The following is a 17,870-nucleotide window of genomic DNA, read 5'->3' on the forward strand; positions in this document are numbered from 1 at the left end:
ATAACAATTACGGGAAAGAGCTGGAAGCGCAGGCTCAGCCGTGCGCGCGTACCGCCGCCGGCGGTTCGGCCGTCCACCATGCGGGACCGCCTTGTGCGTAGGTGGGCGGGAACAGGCCATCGTCCACCGGGCGCTGCATCAGCGCATCGCGATAGGAAACGGTGATGGCCTGCGGCCCCTTGCCTACGCTGCCGGTGTACCAGGCAGTGATGATGGCCAGCGCTGTCGGCCGTGCATCGCCAACAGCCGCCAGCAGTGCTTCAGCGCCCTGCACCTGTTGCGCCTTCGCCGCGAGTGCGGGGAACTGGGCGTGCATGTCGGGATGCAGCTTGGCGAAGGCCGCTTCGATGCGCGCGGCGGTTGCCGGATCAAGGTCGGACTTGCCGGTCAGTGCCTGGCAGAGCTGCAGAAAGCGCCCGTCCGTCCGTTTCGCTGGCGTGGCACCGGCATGAGTTGCTGGCGCCTTGCCGTTGCAGGCAACCAGCAGCGAAGCGGAGCCAACGGCCAGCAGGAAGGTTCTGCGCGTCAGGCCTTGCCCACTCCCTTCCAATCCCTCGGGAACACTCATGATGTGGACTCCTGATGCGTCACTTCTTCGGCTGCCCCTGACCGCGACGCGGGGGGCACCTACGCGGGCAACTTTAACGCACCTGAACGTCGTCGCGGAGTGAGCAGGAAGCGCCGCTGCGCGGCGAAGCGCCCTTCTTCCCGGCACCAGCAGAGGTAGATTTCAGCCGGTGCGCTGCCGCCCCCGTCACGCCGGCACAACGCGCTCAACGCTAGAAACAAGGGGTTTCCTACTCTGGAGGGTGGCCATGCGGCTACTGCTGCTGTGTGCCGTGGCGACGATGGCATTGTCGGCCTGCAACCAAGGCGAACCGACCGATAAGGCACAACATGCCGATGCGGTTCGGCAAACCCCACCAGCGGCCAGCGCGCCGGCGCGCAACGTGCCCGGCGGCGGCAGCGGCACCGCCGCTTCCGAAGACCAGGCCTCGGGGCCGGAGGCCGAACGTGGGAAAGAAGGCGCGCCCCCGCCGCCCAAGCGCTAGGGGCGGCCAGCCGCGAAGCCCCCGATCCGGGGGCGCCTGCGGAACAAGCGAATCTACTTGGCCCGTTCAAGCACGATGCGGACGAACGGGATCCAGTCATCGCCGACCCGATGCTCCCATTCCCCGGTCAGCAACTGCCGGTCGCTGCTGATCACGCCGTCGAACCGCTGGGACTGGCCCTGGATGGTGTACCTGTCGCCATCAAGTCGTGAAGTGAAATCGCTGGTGCCACCATCAGCGTCGTAGCTGCGGCTGAAGAAACCACCGGATTCAACATCGACGCCGATGATTTCCATGGAGCGCACACGCTGCCCGTCCATCATCGCGTCGACCTCATGCACCAGGAAGTGACCATTGGGCATCCACGTGTAGACGTCCGATGCGAACGACACCCCGCCCGTGCTGCCGTCGGGTTGCAGCGCGATGAGGGTGGTCTCCCACGCTCCGGCAAGAACGTCCAGCCGGCGGTGGTGTCCGCTGTGGAAAGTGGCTTGTGTCATGGCGACTCCGTACGGGGTGAGGTGGAGGGACCGATGCTGGCGGAAGGCTGCAATCGAAGCCTGCCGCTTTCCGTGGCCTCCGGCAATACGGCTGCCACCTCGTCGGGTGCCGTGCCCTCCACCATCCATTGCGTGCCGATGCGGAGTGTACTCACAACGCTGCGGTATAGGGTTCAACCAGGGCGCGCAGCAGCTCCATGCCCGTGGCACTGGTGGACGCGCCGGTGCCTTCGCGCTGGACGAAACCGGTCCAGTCCGCGCCGGCCACCCGCCTCAGCTCCGTCGGTTCCACCGGCAGCCAACGCATGGGCCAGAAAGGTAGCCGCCTCTGCCCCACCCTGCCGCGCTGCAGTTCGATCAGGCCGCTGTGGCTGCTGGCACCCAGCACCCGGGAATATGCCACCTGCAGGCCATCTTCCGGGCCCTCCATGTATTGCACAAAGCGCGCGCCATCGAACAGCAGTACGCCGGTGACGCCGGCATCACGGTTGAAACGTGCTGCGTCATCCACGATTCCGCACAGCCTGCCCCCGGTCTGGCCCAGCCGGCTGGCAGCAATATCCGCTGCCGCCTCGCTGGTATACACAACGGCTCTGATGGGCACGTTCGACCTCCCTGCATTGGGCTCCCAACCCTAGCAGAAGGCCGGTTGAGGCAGCGCAGCAGGCGCAGCCTGAAACAGAACAGTTCAGTGAAATGTGAAAATGAACCCGAAGAGGGTTCACGCCATGCACTGCTGAACCGTGGCATGAATCAGATCCGCCCGCGAGATCGACTTCATGCCTGACACCGGACTCTTCTACGTCTTTTCAGTGGACTACGCGACCGATGCGCGAGGCTGCATCGATCAGGTCACCGCTATCGCCTTCCGCTGCAACCAGTGCCACCACGTGTCCCGCGCCGACGCGGAGCTCAAGCGGATGACGGGAGGTACGCTGCTGGCCTGTGGAAAATGCGGATCGCACCAGGCCGTGAGCAATGCGCGCCTGGTGGACGGCGAACATCTGGCGGCAACCGGCCACTCTGCAGCAGCGGCCGACCCACGCTGAGCCTGGTTCCGACGCGCGCCCAGTGCCCGGCGTGAGGGGAATGCATGCATCTGCGCGCTCGATGCGCATCCGCCGTTCACTGCATCTACCCCGCACCCCAACACTGGCCGGGATAGCCTCGTCGCTCCTTCCCTGCTGGAGCGCACCATGGCCATCAAGACCGCTGAAGACCTTTTCATCCACGAACTGTCCGACATCTACAGTGCCGAGAAGCAGCTGACCAAGGCCCTGCCGCGCCTCGCCCGGGCCGCAGAGAACCCCGCACTTGCCGCCGCGTTCGAGACACACCTTGAGGAGACCCAGGGCCAGATCGAGCGCATCGACCAGGTGGTGGAGGTGCTGGGCATCCGCCTGAAGCGGATCAAGTGCGCGGCGATGGAAGGCCTGGTGGAAGAAGGCAAGGAAGTCATCGAGAGCATTGAAAAGGGCCCGGTGCGCGATGCAGCACTGATTGGCGGCGCGCAGAAAGTCGAGCATTACGAAATCGCTTCCTACGGCACCATCGCCGCGCTGGCCAAGCAGCTCGGATACAAGGACGCTGTGCCGTTGCTGCTGGAAACGCTGGAAGAGGAAAAGGCCACGGACGAGAAGCTGACCCTGCTGGCCAAGAGCGGCGGCAACGCCAAGGCCGCCCAGGCCGCGTGATCGCAGGTGCACCGCAGATCAGCCCACGCGTCGCTCCCCAGGGGGCGGCGCGCTTCTGCACGAGGATGACGTATGCATCCTGATCTACTTGGATGGACCGCCACAGCCGTACTGATGGCCACGCTGGTCAGGCAGATGGTCAAGCAATGGCACTCGCCGCACCCGGAAACCGTCTCGAAGTGGCTTTTCATCGGGCAGATGACCGCGTCTACGCTGTTCACGATCTACAGCGCGCTGCTGGGTGCCACCGTGTTCGTGGTCACCAACCTGCTGTTGCTGGCAACCGCGCTGATCGGACAGCTGCTGGCGTGGCGCCGCAACCGTGCAACGGCTTCGAGCTCATCTGGAAGGACGCCTTGATTGTTGACGCTGCGTCCACGCCGGCTTGATGCGGGCACTCACGCGTTCACGTTTACCGTTGCAATGCCCCCCGGACCATGCGGTCCAATCAATGAGGAAACGTCATGCAGCGCGATCAGAAAGACCTGCCCCATCCGGATGACGACACGGCTGCGGTGCCTGCTGCCAGCGCTGGACAGGCCAAGGCCCACAACAGTGCCAATCATGATCAGGCGTTGACGGAGACGTTCCCGGCCAGCGATCCGATCTCTCCCTTCGTCGCCGCCGCCACGCCGGATGAGCAGGCGCAACGGCTTGGCAAGCGCGTGGCGCCCGCTCGGCACGACAAGGGTGAGGGGGACGACGGAGCTGGCCAGTGATCGGGCCTGCGCTCCCGCCGAGGGGGCCGGGCAGCCCGCGCCCGTCAGGCGGCTCCGGCGCGCTGGTGCGTGGTGCCGAAGACGAACAGGCAGTGGAGGCCTGACACCTCGGAGCCCGCCATGGAACAGCCCACCGCCCTGCTCATCATCGATCTTTTCAGCCTGTTCGACTTTCCACAGGGGCGGCAACTGGCTCCGTACGCCGTACGTGCAGCCCAGCGCACCGTCCGCCTGCGTGCTGCATTCGACGCGCACCGCTGCCCGGTGATCTACGCCAATGACAATTTCGGCAACTGGCAGCGCGACTTCCCGCAGCTGGTCGAGGCCTGCCGGCAGAAGGGCGGAGCCTCGGCGCGGATCGTCGAGTACCTTGCCCCCAGCAAGGAACACTACTTCATCCTCAAGCCGAAGCACTCCGCCTTCCTCGCCACGCCACTGCCGGTGCTGCTGGCCAAGCTCGGCACCCGGCGGTTGGTGCTGGCCGGCATGGCACTGGACGCGTGCGTGCTGGCCACTGCCATCGATGCCAACTCGCGCGAGTACGCGACGGTGGTCGCCCGGGAAGCGGTCGCCGCCCTGCCGGAACGCCGCCAGCCGGCCCTGCAGACCCTACAGCGATCGGGCGCCGTCGAAGTACTCAGCAACCGCCAGATCATCGCTTCGCTGTCATCCACGCCCTCATGTCAACGCACGGGCCTGGCACCACCGCGCTGAACCGGGCCTCTCGCCAGCGTGCGCTTCTTCGCCGGCGGCCGCGGCGTCCCAGCGCGATAATCGACCTGGCATACCGGGCAGAAGAAGGTGCGCCGATGCGTGGTGCCCATGTAGACCTTGCTGACCGGACCACCACAACAGGGACAAGTCCGCCGGGTGTGCACCTGCCAGTGCTTCTTCAGCTCGAACCCGCGCTTCCACCTCAGGAAGTCGAAACTGTATTCGCGGGCCTGCTTGACCAGTTCGGCAAGCTTCCGCGGCGGCAGATCACCAACAGGGTTGGCCGGGTGGACCCGGATGCGGAACAGCACCTCGTTCTTGATGATGTTGCCCACACCGGAGAACAGCGTCTGGTCCAGCAGGGCATCGCAGACCAGGACATCGGGCATCGACTTCAGGCGACGGCGGGCAAGCCGGGGGTCCCACAGGTCGCTCATCACGTCGGTGCGCCAGTCGTAGACCTCGTCCAACGGCTGATCGATCAGCTTCACCGAGCAGGTGTAGAAGTTCAGTTCGCCGTTGTCAAAGCGCAGCGATACCCGCGCTGGCGTCTCCTTGCGTTCGTCGATGCGCCAGCTGCCGAACATCATCAGGTGTATGCGCAGGCTGACGTGGCTGAACTCCAGCAGGAAATGCTTGCCCCAGCTGCGCACGGCCCGCACCCGGCGTCCCTCCAGGCAGGCCAGGTCGAGCGTGCTGTTGCCACTGACGCCACGGACGGTCTTTCCCTTGAACCTGGCGGCGGCCTCGCGCAGCAGCACGATGGAAGGACCTTCAGGCATTGGCGTGCTCCAGCATCGACTGCAGTTGCAGTGCATTGGGCACAGCGTGGCCGTGCGCCGTGTTGTCAAGGATGATCCACGCCTCCCCCGCCTGGGCGGCCTCTACTGCGGCCGCCACCAGACTGGAGAGCTGCGGTTGCTGGTAGGCGCTGTAGTACATGCGCGGCTGCCCGTGCCACCGCCAGTAGCTCCAGTGTCTGGCTCCGCCCGGCTGATCAGCCCCTGCAACCCGGGCGGGATCGGCCGCGACCCGGGCAATGCCGTGGTCATCCAGCAGCGCGTCGGCCTTGTCGTCGAACCAACTCGGGTGGCGTGGTTCGCAGGCGACCCGCACGGCGCTGCGCCGGCGCAGCGCCCGGAAGAAGGCCGAGGCCGTGCGGCCATCGTAGGCCAGGCTCGGCGGCAGCTGCAGCAACAGGGCGCCCAGCCGATCACCCAGATGCGCCGCCGCGTGCAGGAACGTGTCGAGCAACGGCGCAGCACCGCGCAGGCGCGCGTCATGGGAAATGGCCCGCGGCATCTTCACCGAGAAACGGAAACCGTGGGGCACGCTGGCCGCCCAGCGCGCATACGTGGCGGGCTGATGTGGTCTGTAGAACGACGAATTGATCTCCACGATCGGAAAGCGCGATGCATAGCGCTGCAGTGCACTGTCTCCCGCCGCAAACGCGTGGGCGATCTCCGTGGGCAGCGACCACCCTGCGCAGCCCACGGCGACCGGGTGGCCCGGTCGCGGATGACGGAGTTCACGTGCCATGGCGCTACGGTGGCGACAGGCTCGTAGCAACATGGTGAACATACGTTGGCTGCGGCGTGAAGCCTGTGCCGCCGGGCGTGGCGGGCCTGCAGCCGGCCGGTTGCCGTGTATCGGCCATCGCTGCTCAGAGGCTGGCGTTGACCATGCCGCCTGCCCGTTGCTGTGGCATCGGCATGGAATGCCCGTCGCGCGGTGCAACGCGTTCCTGGGTGGCGGCCAAGACCTGGTTCACCCGATGGAGCATGCCACGGCCACCGGGCTCGATACCGATGATGTAGACGAAGCGGCCGTCACAGCGTGACTGCGCCGATTCAAGCCCCTCGGTTTCAGCAATCACGCGCTTCAGCGCCTTCTCCCAGGCCCTGCCGGGGGGCGATGCCAGTTCCACCACCACCGCGGTTTCCCCGCAGTCCAGCGGCATCACTTCCACGCGCAGAATGCGCGGCGCCCTGGTGGTCTCGGTGCTACCCATTTTTCAGTCCTCCTCGGCCAATGACGGCGGAAGTATCCACGTCCGGCGCCAAGGCGCCGTCAAGAATGGATGGCCGTTGCGTGCAGGCACAGCGGGAGGCCCGGTGGCACGCCGTCCGGACCGGCGCGCCCCTTGGCGGCAGGTACGAAACACGCCGCCGCAATCATGGGGTCAGCACGATCTTCCTGCATTCATCATCCTTCGCATCGAACATCGCATAGCCCTGTGCCGCGTCCGCCAGGCGCATCCGGTGGGAGATGATGTTGCCCGGGTCCAGCCTGCCCTCGACGATCGAGGTCAGCAGCTCCGGCATCAGCCCCTGGACGTGGGTCTGGCCCATCTTGAAGGTCAGGCCCTTGTCGAAGGCATCGCCCAGCAGGAATCCGTGGATGAAACCTGCATAGACGCCGGGAATGCTGACCACGCCACCTCGGCGGGCGGCGGCGATGCACTGACGGATCGCGACCCCGCTGCTGCCTTCCAGTTTGACAGCGGTCAACGCGCTTTCCAGTGCGCTGCCTTCCGCTTCAAAGCCGACCGCTTCGATGCAGGCGTCCACGCCGCGGCCGCTGGTCTGACCGACGATGTAGTCGGCCGGATCATCCACCTTGCTGAAATCGATCGGTGTCACGCCGTAGGTGCGCTGGGCGAAGTCCAGGCGATAGGCAAGATGATCGACCATGAAGATCGTCTGGGCGCCCAGCAGGCGGCAGCACGCCGCGCTCATCAGGCCTACCGGGCCTGCGCCGAAGATCGCAACGGTCGAGCCAGGCTTCACCCCGGCATTGAGCGCCGCCTGGTAGCCGGTTGGCAGGATGTCGGACAGGAACAGGACCTGCTCGTCGGCGACGCCATCGGGGATGCGCAGCGGGCCGACGTTGGCCTTGGGCACGCGCACGAACTCGGCCTGGCCACCGGCCACACCGCCGTACAGGTGGCTGTATCCGAACAGCGCTGCCGGCGGCAGCATGCCCTTGGCGTTCATGGCCGCGCCTTTTCCAGGGTTGGTGGTCTCGCAGGCTGCGTACTCCGCCAGGCGGCAGTGGAAGCAGTCGCCACAGGCGATCACGAACGGGATGACCACCCTGTCGCCGGGGCGAACCTGGGTGACACCCGCGCCCACCTCTTCCACCACGCCCATGAACTCATGGCCGAGCACGTCTCCGCTGTGCAGGTCAGGGATCTTGCCTCGGTACAGATGCAGATCCGATCCACAGATGGCCGTGGCGGTCACCCGCAGAATGAGGTCGTCGTCGGCGGCGAGCACGGGGTCGGGAACGGTTTCCACGCGGACGTCCTTGCGGCCGTGATAGGTCAGTGCCTGCATCTTCTGTCTCCTGCCGTTGCGGAGCGTCCAGACTCACACGCGCCGCGCTCGCAGGCGGTGACTGTCCGGTGTGCGTCCTGTCCATATCAATGCAACACCACGTCAAGCGCCGGGCCCCTCACATCCATCAGGCAGATCGTTCACAGTCGTTTCGACGTCTTCCGCGCAGGCTCTCACGCGGCATGTAGGCAAGCGGAGCAAGGGCATGTGGAAACGCAATGGTCTGTCACTGGTGTTGCTGGCGCTCATGCTGCTGTTCCTGGGGGGACAGGTGGCTGCGGGACTGCAGGTCCACAACGAGGAACTGCAGCAGCATGGCAGGACGCCGCTGGATCTGTGGCAGTACCTGCACAGCGGTCACTTCATGAGCGCCACGTTCGAGAACTGGGAAAGCGAATTCCTGCAGATGGGCATGTACGTGCTGTTGACCGTCTCCCTGCGTCAACGGGGCTCTGCCGAGTCGCGCCCGTTTGACCCGGCACAGGAACAGGCGCGCGTGGAAGACGGCCCTACGCCCTGGCCGGTGCGACGTGGCGGAGTGTGGAAGGCGCTGTACGGCCACTCATTGGCCATCGCATTCGGGCTGATGTTCCTGCTCAGCTTCATCCTGCACGCCATCGGCAGCTGGCGCTCGCAGTGCGTTGAGCAGCAATTGCAGGGGCTGCCGGCACCGGGCTTCCTTGAGCATGTGCTGGGCAGCACGTTCTGGTTCGAGTCGATGCAGAACTGGCAGAGTGAATTCCTGGCCGTGCTGTCGCTGGTGGTACTGACCATCTTCCTGCGGCAGAAGGACTCGCCGCAGTCGAAACCGGTGCAGGCCCCGCACGCGCAGACCGGCGACTGAGCCGCGCGCAGGCAGCGATCAGCCGGTGCCGGTCAGCTGACAGACGGCAGGGGCGCTCTGCTGTTCCAGCGTCAGCCCGGCAAGATAGTCGGCGAAACCGCCGCGCGCCCGTCCCAGCAGGCGGGCGCTGGTGGTCACGACCGGGGCCCCGGCCCAGCGCACGCTGGCGCCCGCCGCCGACAGCCGACGTACCAGGTCCACGTCTTCGCCACAGCCCAGCGCGGCGAAACCGCCGACAGCACGGTAGGCCTGCGCCGAAACGCCCAGGTTGGCGCCGTGCACCCGCCCATGGCCATCGCCCCAGCGCTCGCTGCGCCGGAACAGCCTGCGCAGATGGCGGCTGCGGCGGCCGCTGGCGGCCACGTCCACTACGCCACAGAACGCATCACTGCGGGCATCCAGCTGCGCCGCAAGCCACTGCGGCGGCACGGTGCCGTCGGCATCGGTGCTTGCCAGCCACCGCGCTCCCTGCTGCAGCAGCCGCGCAGCTGCAGCAGCGCGGGCAGCGCCGACACAACGCGCCTGCAGCTCGATGGTTTCCACCTGCAGCTCCCTGCAGATGGCCGCCGTCGAATCACTGCAGGCATCCAGTGCCACTACGATGCGTACCTCGCATCCGTTCAGGCCAGGGTGCCGGGCCGCCTTCTGCAGTGAGCGCAGGCAGCGGCCGATCGTGGCGGCCTCGTCATGCGCGGGCACCAGCACGCCGATCATCGCAGCGCCTCTTCCCGGGCCAGCGACAGCGGCCGGCGCATCCAGCCCTGCAATACGAAATCAGCATCGCGATAGCAGAACGCTTCCTGCAGCCCCTGCCCAAGGTGCTGGTGAACCAGTGCCGTGGCGCTGGAGCGTCCGGGGAAGGCAGGCAGCCAGTGGCACGCAACAAGCAGGCCCTCATCCTTCAGCGCCGCGTGGATGCCGCTGCGCAGCGCGGGCAGTGCCTCCGGTGCAAGGTAATAGCCCATTTCACCGCAGACGATCAGGTCGAAGCGCCCAGCGGGCCATTGTTGCGGATGGCTGGCGCAGTGCACCTGGACATGCGGCAGGTGGGCCAGGTTGCGGCGCGCCTGGAACGTGGCACGGGGGCTGATGTCGGTGGCGAGCAGGCGTTCACAGCGAGGCGCCAGCGCCTCGGTCAGCACCCCGTTGGAGCAGCCCAGCTCCCAGCCGCGGTTGAACCTGGCACGCGGCAGGCTGGCAAGCAGCAACGCGCGTTTGCGTTCTTCGTACCACCGGCTGCGGTAGCCGAAGGGATCTTCAGCGGCATGCAGCTGGTCGAAATAGGGTTGCGCACTCATGCCAGGAATACCTCGTTTTTCCGGGAGAATCGGGCAAGGATGTGGGCTGGCAGGATCGGCTCCGCGCGCAGGCGGGGGACGCTCCCGATCTGGGTGCGGAAGCGGGCGATGGCCCGTGCCTTGCAATCAATGGCGTTGGAGATGTCCAGCACTTTCGGCGCCTCCCACGCCATGTGAGCATGCGCAGGCTCCAGCCAATGCCAGCCCCATACGGGATATTCCAGGCGCGCGCAGCCTGCCGCGTGAGCCGCACGACATGCGGCCCGGCCAGCGGCCTCGTGATCGGGGTGGCCATCGAACCGCCACGGCGCAAGCACCAGATCGTCGTCGCGCAGAGTGCGCTGCAACCAGCCTTCCAGTTCCTGTTCGTGTGCGCTTACGGCGCCATCGTCGATGCCGAGATGGCAGATCGCATCGGCGCCGATCGCCAGCTCGGCCAACGCCGCGCGCAGCTCTTCGCGGCGCGCGTTGCGAAGACGTTGGGGCGTCCACCAGCGCTCGTCCGGATAACAGGCCTCGCCATCGGTCACGGCAACGACCTGCACGGCCACACCACGCTCGACGGCACCACACAGCAGCCCCCCACACCCGAGGATCTCGTCGTCGGGATGGGGCGCCACCACGACAATCCGGGCCGCATCCCCGCACAGGTCCGCCAGGCCGATGCTGGGCTGCTTCCACAGCCAGTCGCACTGCTGCCATGCGTGCTCGTCCGACCCGGTGCCGTGGATAGTGGCTACAGGCTCCACGGTCCCTCCTGGAGCGCCCGTTGTGCGCCCAGCCAGGCCCAGTCCTTGTCTGCATGGCTCTGCCGCAGGAAGACGGTCAGATCCGCCCATCGCTGCGCGTGCGTGGCCTCCATGCACATGGGCGCCGGGCCCAATGCACGGCCTGCAAGGTCAAGCACCTCGCTGGCGGCACGTTCCACGACGCTGCGGACACGGACGACGTCCTCGCGATGTGGCAGATCAGGTGCCTGGTCGATCTTCACTGCCAACTCGCGCAGCAGCGCCGCCGCCGGTGCCAATGCCAGGTCCACCTTGCCCAGCAGCCGCGCACGCAGGCCCTCGGCGCAGGCAGGTTGCATGCGTTCGGCCAATGCGGTTGCAGCCCCGAACCAGACGGCCGCGATGCCTGCACCGCCATGCCAGAAGCCGGGCCGCTGCAGATAGGCATCGCGCCCACCCACCACCTGCGCCAGTGCGGCGTTGAAACGGACGGTGGTGGAACGGATTCCGGCCATGCCTGCTGCTGGCCACGGATCGGCATCCAGCGACTGCCAATCCGCAGCGGCAACGCTGTACAGCTGCGCTGCATCGGGCGAGCGAACCGTCACCAGGGCGGCATCGACGAACATGCTGCCCGAACACCACGGCTTGTCGCCATGCAGGCGGTTGAACGCATCGGCGCGCACGGTGCAGGCAGGGCCCTCGGCCGCCCACACCGCCCATAGCGTGCCGTCGGCCGGTGCCGGTGCACCCAGGTCGTGCAGGATGGCGGCGGCATCGTAGTGGGCTTCGAGAACCTTGGCCAGGCACAGATCCTCAGCGCCCAGCCGGGCCAGCGCGCGCCATCGCTGCAACGTGTTGCCGCCGCCGGGCTGTGGCAGCGCAGGTTGCATCAGCAGCGCGTGGCGCGCCCGGTCGGCGAGTGGAGGGGTGGAAACGGTATCGAGCATGTCAGGCCGAACGGAGGGGGCCTGCAGAACGTAGAGCGGAGGCGGTCACGTTGCTGTCTTCGGTGCGTGGCGAGCGCATGAAGCCGCTGCCCCTCCCCCACCGCCTTCTGTCATGCATATACAAAAAGGGCCGGTCGAGGCCTATTAAGTGCGGGGTGGATAAGGTCGTCAGCCTGATTCACCATTCTTGTATTCGACGCTTGTCGTCCGCACCCCCGGGAACATCCATGAAATCACTGCTTGTCGCCGCCACCCTCGCAGCCTCCACCCTTGCCTCGGGATGCAGCACCAGCGGATGGATCAGTGCCGCAGGCGAAGCAATGCAGGCAAGGGATGCCTATGACCGCCAGGCCCGGAACGAGCGCCTGAAACGCGCCAACGCGGCAGCGGCCCGCGTGCGCGACAACTGATGCGGGGACGGAACATGTCACGCTTCCCGTTTGACGCTGTCCTGTTCGACTGTGACGGCGTCCTGGTCGATTCCGAACCTCTGACCTCCCGCGTACTCGCGGAGATGCTGACCGAGCGCGGCTGGCCACTGACGGCCCGCCAGGCCGGTGCAGTGTTCCTCGGCAAGTCCGTGGCTGCCCAGGCCGACCTGATCGAGGCGCGCACGGGAAAGCCGTTTACGCCGGCGTGGCTGGATGAGTTCCGCGCACGCCGCAATATCGCGCTGGAGCGCGATCTGACTGCAATTCCTGGCGCGCCTGCAGCGGTGCGCGACATCCACGCTGCCACTGATGGGCGCATTGCGTGCGCATCCGGCGCGGACCTGCTGAAGGTGGAACTGCAACTGCGCAGGATCGGCCTGCATGAGGTCTTCGCAGGACGCATGTTCAGCGGCCAGGATCTACCGCAGACCAAGCCACACCCGGGTGTGTATCTGGCCGCCGCAGCGTCGCTGGGCGTTGATCCCACACGCTGTGCAGTCATCGAGGACACGGTGACCGGCACCACCGCAGGCGTTGCCGCCGGGGCCACCGTCTTCGGCTTCAGCCCGGGTGGGCCTTTCCACAGCTCGCCAGAGGCACTGCGCGCCGCTGGCGCCCAGGTGATCTTCGAATCCATGCAGCTGCTTCCCGCTCTGCTGGCGGGCCACAGCCCCCACGCCTTCGCTTGATGTGCCAGCGCGCCCCGCGTCAGGGTGCGACGCCGGCGCGAGCGGCATCCGGCCTGCGGCGGTAATGCAACGCAAACAGATACAACCCGCTGAACAGCTGCAGGAACAACGGCGGCAGCGGCGAGTAGGTCAGCCAGTCCGCTGGTTCGCCCTGCCCCATCCAGCGCGCCACGAAGTTGGCGATCACTGTCAGGGTGAAGACGATTGACGTCCAGCGGTGCACCGGACGCGTCCAGCTGCCGACCCTCACTGCCGCGTCCTCGCGGCAGTCTTCGCCGGGCGCTCGATCATCTTCCAGCCATTGCCGGACGGATCACGGAATCCGGCATCCACTGCACCATAGCGCTCCACCGGCTCCTGGGTGAATTCCACCCCACGTGCCAGCAGCCGTTCGTAGCTGGCGCGGCAATCGTCCACCGCCAGCACCAGCGGCGGCATCGCACCCTTGGCCACCATCTGCTGCAGGGTCAGCGCAGTGGCCGCATCGTGTACCGGCGGCCCCGGTTTGAACAGGCCGAGCTGGAAACCGCCCTCGCCGCCCGAATGCACCGTGAGCCAGCGATAGTCGCCGTTGCCGACATCGGTATGCACCTGGAAGCCGAGCGTGTTGACGTAGAAATCGAGTGCCACATCCTGGTCGTGCACATACAGGCCGACCACATTCACCATGCCAGTCATAGGATCCTCCCTCAGGTGCGATCTACGCTAACAAGGCCGGTGCGGCGGCGCTTCTCCAAAACTGCGATCTTCAGGTCCGGGCGCCGTGCGGCACGCGCATGGCACTCCGGCACCGGACCCTGCGCCGGGGCATCGGTCCGCTCGCGGTCGCGGAGGGCACCGGGGCTGTCGCCGGTGATGTCACGAAAGATGCGGCCAAAGGTGCCCAGGCTGGTCCAGCCGGTCTGCAGTGCGATCTCGGTGATCGGCAGGTCGGTATCGCGCAGCAGAGCGACAGCGCGCTCGATGCGGCGGCTGAGCAGATAGCGGTGCGGCGGCACCCCGAAGGCGTCCTTGAAGGAGCGCGCGAAATGGGCCGCGGAAATTGCGCTGATCCCGGCCAGCCGCGCCACCGGCCAGTCTTCATGGCTGGCCCGGTCCATGTGGTCTTTTGCACGCAGCAGGCGGCGCAGCAGTTCCGGGCTCTGGGTCATGGCGTGGCCACCCTGCGCAGCAAGGGTCGTGCAGCATGCCGGGCCGCCGCTGCCTCGGTGCACAGCCACTCACGGAAGTGCGCGACTTTCGGGGCGTTGCTGCGTCCTGCCGGGCTGGCAAACCAGAAGCTGCGGCCATCGCTGGCCACGCCTTCGTGGGCTTGCACCAGGCGCCCCGCATCCAGCTCGGCCTTGAACAGGATCGGCGAGCCGATGGCAATGCCTTGGCCGGCGATCGCTGCGGCTACGTCCAGATGCTCGGCAGCGAAGTTGGTGGCGAAGCGCTCCGCCCCAGGTGCCGGTGTCTGCGCGAATGCCTGGAACCATAGCGCCCACCAGTCCGGACGCCCCAGCAATGGCACATCCGGCAGCCGCGCGCCGCCCAGGCCGGTGGCGGCTTCAAGCAGCGCGGGCGCGCACAGTGGCGTGAACACGCTGGGGAACAGCTCCACCGCGTGCAGCCCCGGCCAGTCGCCGTGACCGTTGCGGATGGCCGCATCGAAGCGCCCGCCTGCCAGGTCCTGCGGCTCCGCCGACAGATCAAGCTCCAGCACCTGTTGCGGATGCCGGGCGCGGAAGCCACCCAGCCGCGGCGTCAGCCAACTGGTGCCCAACGTAGGCAGTGCGGTCAGGCGCAGGCGGGTGGCATCCAGGTCGGCGGCACGCATGAAGCTGGCACGCAGGGCATCGAAGGCGCGGGTAGCCTCCTTTGCGACGCTGGCACCGGCCTCGGTCAGTTCGACGTGCTGGGCGTGGCGCAGGAACAGTCGTGCACCGGTCTGCTCTTCCAGGCGCCGGACGTGATAGCTGACCGATGCCGCCGTGGTGTCCAGTTCTTCCGCGGCCCGCGCAAAGCTGCCCAGCCGCGCCGCGGCCTCGAAGGCACGGATGGCAACGAGCGACGGCAGGTGGCGGTGGGCGACCATAAGTGTGGCTTAGCCTGAGCCTCGATATCCGCGTGGTCAATCCCCCGTGCGGCACCGAGGATGAGACCTCGGACAACGGGGATCAGACATGCAGCGACGTGGATTTCTGGGCGGCCTTGCCGCGTTGTACGGTGCCGGCGCCTTCGGGCTGTGCCTGCCGCTGGGCGCCAGCCCTGCCCATGCCGGCAGAGACCATGCCAATGACTGGCGTTGGCTGCAGGGCAACTGGAACGTGCGTCACCGCCGGCTGCAGGAACGCCTGGTGGCCGACCAGCGTTGGGTGGATTTCACTGGCACCAGTGCGGTCTGGCTGACCCTGGGCGGGCTGGGCACGATCGATGACAACCTGATGCAGCTGCCCGGTGGCGCCTACCGCGGCCTGGGTGTACGTGCCTTCGATCCGGCCTCCGCCACCTGGGCAATCTGGTGGCTGGATGGCCGCGCTCCCAGCCGCTTCGAAGCACCGGTGCGTGGCGGCTTCAGCGGTACAGGCGGCAGCTTCCGTGGCGCGGATTCCTTCAAGGGCCAGCCCATCCAGGTCTGGTTCCGCTGGCACGACATCCACGCTGCGCAGCCGTGGTGGGAGCAGGCCTTCTCCGCGGACAACGGCGTGCACTGGGAAGTGAACTGGCGCAACTGGTTCACCCGCACGGCAGCGATACCCTCGCCGTTGCCGCTGCAGTCGGATGCACCCCGCGACTTCGACTTCCTGGTCGGCCGTTGGAGCGTGCAGCATCAGCGACTGCGCGAACGCCTGTCTGGCAGCAACCGCTGGGACCACTTCGATGGCACGCTGCATAACTGGCCGGTGCTGGGCGGCTTCGGCAACGTTGGCGACAACGTCATGAACTTCCCCGCTGCGACCGTACGCGGCATGGGCATCCGCGCATGGGATGCCAGCAGTGGCCAGTGGTCGAGCTGGTGGTTGGATGGCCGCGATCCCACGCGGATCGGCGCACCGGTCCGCGGCGGTTTCGTCGATGGCGTCGGCACGTTCATGGGAGACGACCAGCTGCGGGGACAACCGATCAGAACGCGGGTGATCTGGTCGCGGATCACCCCGCGTTCCGCACGCTGGGAACAGGCGGCATCCGCAGACGGCGGAGCGACCTGGGAGACCAACTGGATCAGCGATTTCGAGCGGCAGGCATGAACGCGCTTGCCTCACTGGTCGCGCTTGCGGTCGCGGTCGCTGGACTGCCGGGGGGTGATGCCAGCCGGGAGGCGTTGGCACTGGACCCTCACGCAGAGCGTTTCGCACCAGGCATCGCGTCGACCCGATACAGCGAAATCCGCCTGACGCTGAGCCCCGATGGACGCACAGCGCTCTGGTTCAGCCGTGACCGGCCTGGCGGCGAAGGTGGCCATGACATCTGGGTTTCGCATCTGCAGCACGGCCAGTGGAGTGCCGCGCGCCCGGTTCCGTTCAACACACCCGGCCGCGATTTCGACCCTGCGTTCACCGCCGATGGCCGCTTCGTGCTGTTCTGCTCCGATCGCCCCGGTGGCCTGGGCGGCGATGACCTGTACAGGGTGCCCGTGCAGGGCCTGCAGTTCGGTGCCGCCGAGCATCTCGGGTCTGCCGTCAACAGTCCCGCCAACGAGTTTGCGCCGATGCTCGCGCCCGACGGTGGCACCCTGCTGTTCTCCAGCGACCGAGCAGGTGGCGCCGGTGGCCACGATCTGTATGTCGCGCGGGTGGACGACGGCCAACTGCAACCTGCGCAGCCGGTGGCAGGCGCGGTCAACACGGCCGCGCAGGAATTCGACGCCACCTTCCTGGGCGATGGCCGGACCCTCGTTTTCGCACGTGCACAGGACTTCGGCAGTTCGCGGGTCGAGCAGTTCGCGGCACGCGCGTTCGGTGACCGCTACGCGCCCGGCATGCGACTGCCCGCACCCGTCAACGACGGTGCGAGCGACAGCTATGGGGCCATGCTCGACTGGTCCCGCCCTGGCACGCTCACCTATTCAGCGCGTCGCGGCGATGGCGCCAGCCTGGACCTGTACCGGGTGAGCTATCGGCTGCCACCGTCCCTGTCGATTCCGGGGCCCCCGGTTCGTCGATAGAAAAAGAGACCCCGAAGAGAGCATCCACATGCCTTCCGCACAACAGGTTGCCTGCCGCTGTGGCGAAGTGACGTTGAACCTGACCGGCACACCCATCGCCTGCGTCGACTGCTGCTGCAACAGCTGCCGCGCCGCAGGCCTGCGCCTGCAGCGCCTGCCCGGCGCCCAGCGGCTGCTCGGACCGCATGGGACTACCCGGTTCGTCATGTATCGCAAGGACCGGGTGGAGTTCCTGGCAGGAGTGGAGCGCCTGGCCGCGTTCCGCCTCTCAGCCGATGCCGGCACCCGTCGCGTGCTGGCCACCTGCTGCAGCACGCCACTGTTTCTTGAACTGACCGGCGGCCACTGGCTTAGCCTGTATGGCGGGCTGTGGCCGGAGGATGCCCGGCCGCCGCTGCAGATGCGCACCATGGTGGGCGATCTGCCCGATCCCTCCGTGCTGCCCGCCGATGTACCCAACCTCAAGCAACACTCGCTGCGCTTCTATGCCCGGTTGATGAAGGCCTGGATTGCGATGGGCCTGCGCAGCCCGGATATCCGCATTGAAGGAGAGGTCCATGCCTGAGCCAGACAAGATCGAGATCGAGAGCATCACCTCGCCGGGCAGGACCCAGAGGTAGGCCGGCGCCTGTCCAGGCCGGAGCAAGAATCAGCATGGCAGGACCTGCTTTGGCAAAGACACGCTCATTACAGGCGCGGCCCGCGCAGCACGTTCACATCGCGCCACAGCCGCATCTACGATAGTGATGGCCATCCCATTCCATGC

General features: G+C 66.9%; 27 protein-coding genes. 12 read left to right on the top strand and 15 right to left on the bottom strand.

The window, feature by feature from the left end:
• Positions 1-34: 34 nt before the first annotated feature.
• Complete coding sequence (locus tag LMF57_RS10435; protein WP_229289801.1) at positions 35-568, bottom strand: sorbitol dehydrogenase family protein; 534 nt, start codon at positions 566-568, stop codon at positions 35-37.
• A 247-nt stretch (positions 569-815) separates the two neighbouring features.
• Between LMF57_RS10435 and LMF57_RS10440 the strand changes: the two genes are divergently transcribed.
• The gene (locus tag LMF57_RS10440) at positions 816-1,052 is read left to right on the top strand and encodes a hypothetical protein (RefSeq protein ID WP_229289802.1); all 237 of its coding nucleotides are present in this window, start codon (positions 816-818) and stop codon (positions 1,050-1,052) included.
• A gap of 53 nt (positions 1,053-1,105) precedes the next feature.
• Here LMF57_RS10440 and LMF57_RS10445 read toward each other — a convergent pair whose 3' ends face one another.
• Together LMF57_RS10445 and LMF57_RS10450 are read right to left on the bottom strand one after the other, a co-directional pair.
• A complete protein-coding gene (locus tag LMF57_RS10445; protein WP_229289803.1) occupies positions 1,106-1,552 on the bottom strand; it encodes a DUF1579 domain-containing protein in 447 nt (148 codons plus the stop codon).
• 151 nt (positions 1,553-1,703) lie between these two features.
• Positions 1,704-2,156 (bottom strand): BLUF domain-containing protein, encoded by a 453-nt coding sequence (locus LMF57_RS10450; protein WP_117310463.1) that lies wholly within the window; start codon positions 2,154-2,156, stop codon positions 1,704-1,706.
• A gap of 175 nt (positions 2,157-2,331) precedes the next feature.
• Here LMF57_RS10450 and LMF57_RS10455 point away from each other — a divergent pair, with 175 nt between their 5' ends.
• From LMF57_RS10455 to LMF57_RS10475, 5 genes are all read left to right on the top strand, one after another.
• Positions 2,332-2,601 carry a hypothetical protein gene (locus LMF57_RS10455; RefSeq protein ID WP_229289804.1) on the top strand — a complete coding sequence of 90 codons (270 nt, stop codon included), beginning with the start codon at positions 2,332-2,334 and terminating at the stop codon, positions 2,599-2,601.
• 147 nt (positions 2,602-2,748) lie between these two features.
• The gene (locus LMF57_RS10460; protein ID WP_032974702.1) at positions 2,749-3,246 is read left to right on the top strand and encodes a DUF892 family protein; all 498 of its coding nucleotides are present in this window, start codon (positions 2,749-2,751) and stop codon (positions 3,244-3,246) included.
• Between the two features lie 72 nt (positions 3,247-3,318).
• Entirely contained in the window at positions 3,319-3,606 is a 288-nt protein-coding gene (locus LMF57_RS10465; RefSeq protein WP_059064233.1) for a hypothetical protein, read from the top strand.
• Positions 3,607-3,710: 104 nt separating this feature from the next.
• Positions 3,711-3,965: a hypothetical protein gene (locus LMF57_RS10470; RefSeq protein WP_099842535.1), complete on the top strand. Its 255-nt coding sequence runs from the start codon at positions 3,711-3,713 to the stop codon at positions 3,963-3,965.
• A 120-nt stretch (positions 3,966-4,085) separates the two neighbouring features.
• On the top strand, positions 4,086-4,679 hold the full coding sequence (locus LMF57_RS10475; RefSeq protein ID WP_229289805.1) for an isochorismatase family cysteine hydrolase: 594 nt from the start codon (positions 4,086-4,088) through the stop codon (positions 4,677-4,679).
• On the opposite strand, the gene LMF57_RS10480 is transcribed toward LMF57_RS10475, so the two are convergent.
• The 4 genes from LMF57_RS10480 to LMF57_RS10495 all read right to left on the bottom strand — a co-directional run bounded on the left by LMF57_RS10480 (position 4,649) and on the right by LMF57_RS10495 (position 8,017).
• Positions 4,649-5,461: a DNA-formamidopyrimidine glycosylase family protein gene (locus LMF57_RS10480; protein WP_229289806.1), complete on the bottom strand. Its 813-nt coding sequence runs from the start codon at positions 5,459-5,461 to the stop codon at positions 4,649-4,651. The two genes, LMF57_RS10475 and LMF57_RS10480, sit on opposite strands and share 31 nt — an antisense overlap.
• The gene (locus tag LMF57_RS10485; protein ID WP_229291385.1) at positions 5,454-6,218 is read right to left on the bottom strand and encodes a DUF72 domain-containing protein; all 765 of its coding nucleotides are present in this window, start codon (positions 6,216-6,218) and stop codon (positions 5,454-5,456) included. Before LMF57_RS10485 ends, LMF57_RS10480 begins: the two co-directional genes overlap by 8 nt.
• A gap of 124 nt (positions 6,219-6,342) precedes the next feature.
• On the bottom strand, positions 6,343-6,690 hold the full coding sequence (locus tag LMF57_RS10490) for a hypothetical protein (RefSeq protein ID WP_229289807.1): 348 nt from the start codon (positions 6,688-6,690) through the stop codon (positions 6,343-6,345).
• Positions 6,691-6,853: 163 nt separating this feature from the next.
• Positions 6,854-8,017, bottom strand: a complete 1,164-nt coding sequence (locus tag LMF57_RS10495) for a zinc-dependent alcohol dehydrogenase (RefSeq protein ID WP_229289808.1) — start codon at positions 8,015-8,017, stop codon at positions 6,854-6,856.
• 205 nt (positions 8,018-8,222) lie between these two features.
• Here LMF57_RS10495 and LMF57_RS10500 point away from each other — a divergent pair, with 205 nt between their 5' ends.
• Complete coding sequence (locus tag LMF57_RS10500) at positions 8,223-8,861, top strand: DUF6766 family protein (protein WP_117310471.1); 639 nt, start codon at positions 8,223-8,225, stop codon at positions 8,859-8,861.
• Between the two features lie 18 nt (positions 8,862-8,879).
• Here the strand turns inward: LMF57_RS10500 and LMF57_RS10505 are convergent, their stop codons facing one another.
• From LMF57_RS10505 to LMF57_RS10520, 4 genes are read right to left on the bottom strand one after another with little or no spacing between them, the layout of a single operon-like run.
• Complete coding sequence (locus LMF57_RS10505; protein WP_117310472.1) at positions 8,880-9,575, bottom strand: glycosyltransferase; 696 nt, start codon at positions 9,573-9,575, stop codon at positions 8,880-8,882.
• Positions 9,572-10,159, bottom strand: coding sequence for a class I SAM-dependent methyltransferase (locus tag LMF57_RS10510; RefSeq protein WP_032974693.1), 588 nt, complete (start codon positions 10,157-10,159; stop codon positions 9,572-9,574). Before LMF57_RS10510 ends, LMF57_RS10505 begins: the two co-directional genes overlap by 4 nt.
• On the bottom strand, positions 10,156-10,908 hold the full coding sequence (locus LMF57_RS10515; RefSeq protein ID WP_229289809.1) for a PIG-L family deacetylase: 753 nt from the start codon (positions 10,906-10,908) through the stop codon (positions 10,156-10,158). The genes LMF57_RS10510 and LMF57_RS10515 overlap by 4 nt, the downstream gene beginning before the upstream one ends.
• Entirely contained in the window at positions 10,896-11,837 is a 942-nt protein-coding gene (locus LMF57_RS10520) for an acyl-CoA dehydrogenase (protein WP_229289810.1), read from the bottom strand. The genes LMF57_RS10515 and LMF57_RS10520 overlap by 13 nt, the downstream gene beginning before the upstream one ends.
• Positions 11,838-12,064: 227 nt before the next feature.
• Here LMF57_RS10520 and LMF57_RS10525 point away from each other — a divergent pair, with 227 nt between their 5' ends.
• A complete protein-coding gene (locus LMF57_RS10525) occupies positions 12,065-12,247 on the top strand; it encodes a hypothetical protein (protein ID WP_117310475.1) in 183 nt (60 codons plus the stop codon).
• Between the two features lie 14 nt (positions 12,248-12,261).
• Positions 12,262-12,957 (top strand): HAD family phosphatase, encoded by a 696-nt coding sequence (locus tag LMF57_RS10530; RefSeq protein WP_117310476.1) that lies wholly within the window; start codon positions 12,262-12,264, stop codon positions 12,955-12,957.
• Positions 12,958-12,976: 19 nt separating this feature from the next.
• Here LMF57_RS10530 and LMF57_RS10535 read toward each other — a convergent pair whose 3' ends face one another.
• The 4 genes from LMF57_RS10535 to LMF57_RS10550 are packed head-to-tail and all read right to left on the bottom strand — an operon-like array spanning position 12,977 to position 15,034.
• On the bottom strand, positions 12,977-13,207 hold the full coding sequence (locus LMF57_RS10535; protein ID WP_229289811.1) for a hypothetical protein: 231 nt from the start codon (positions 13,205-13,207) through the stop codon (positions 12,977-12,979).
• Entirely contained in the window at positions 13,204-13,635 is a 432-nt protein-coding gene (locus LMF57_RS10540; protein WP_117310478.1) for a VOC family protein, read from the bottom strand. The genes LMF57_RS10535 and LMF57_RS10540 overlap by 4 nt, the downstream gene beginning before the upstream one ends.
• A gap of 11 nt (positions 13,636-13,646) precedes the next feature.
• Positions 13,647-14,108: a helix-turn-helix transcriptional regulator gene (locus tag LMF57_RS10545; protein WP_229289812.1), complete on the bottom strand. Its 462-nt coding sequence runs from the start codon at positions 14,106-14,108 to the stop codon at positions 13,647-13,649.
• Entirely contained in the window at positions 14,105-15,034 is a 930-nt protein-coding gene (locus LMF57_RS10550) for a LysR substrate-binding domain-containing protein (RefSeq protein ID WP_229289813.1), read from the bottom strand. The genes LMF57_RS10545 and LMF57_RS10550 overlap by 4 nt, the downstream gene beginning before the upstream one ends.
• 88 nt (positions 15,035-15,122) lie before the next feature.
• Between LMF57_RS10550 and LMF57_RS10555 the strand changes: the two genes are divergently transcribed.
• The 3 genes from LMF57_RS10555 to LMF57_RS10565 are packed head-to-tail and all read left to right on the top strand — an operon-like array spanning position 15,123 to position 17,669.
• Entirely contained in the window at positions 15,123-16,187 is a 1,065-nt protein-coding gene (locus tag LMF57_RS10555) for a twin-arginine translocation signal domain-containing protein (protein WP_117310481.1), read from the top strand.
• Complete coding sequence (locus LMF57_RS10560) at positions 16,184-17,104, top strand: hypothetical protein (protein WP_229289814.1); 921 nt, start codon at positions 16,184-16,186, stop codon at positions 17,102-17,104. Before LMF57_RS10555 ends, LMF57_RS10560 begins: the two co-directional genes overlap by 4 nt.
• 28 nt (positions 17,105-17,132) lie before the next feature.
• The gene (locus LMF57_RS10565; protein WP_229289815.1) at positions 17,133-17,669 is read left to right on the top strand and encodes a hypothetical protein; all 537 of its coding nucleotides are present in this window, start codon (positions 17,133-17,135) and stop codon (positions 17,667-17,669) included.
• Positions 17,670-17,870 lie beyond the last annotated feature (201 nt).

Source organism: Stenotrophomonas sp. SI-NJAU-1 (assembly GCF_020883215.1).
In the GTDB taxonomy this organism is placed as follows: Bacteria; Pseudomonadota; Gammaproteobacteria; order Xanthomonadales; family Xanthomonadaceae; genus Stenotrophomonas; species Stenotrophomonas indicatrix.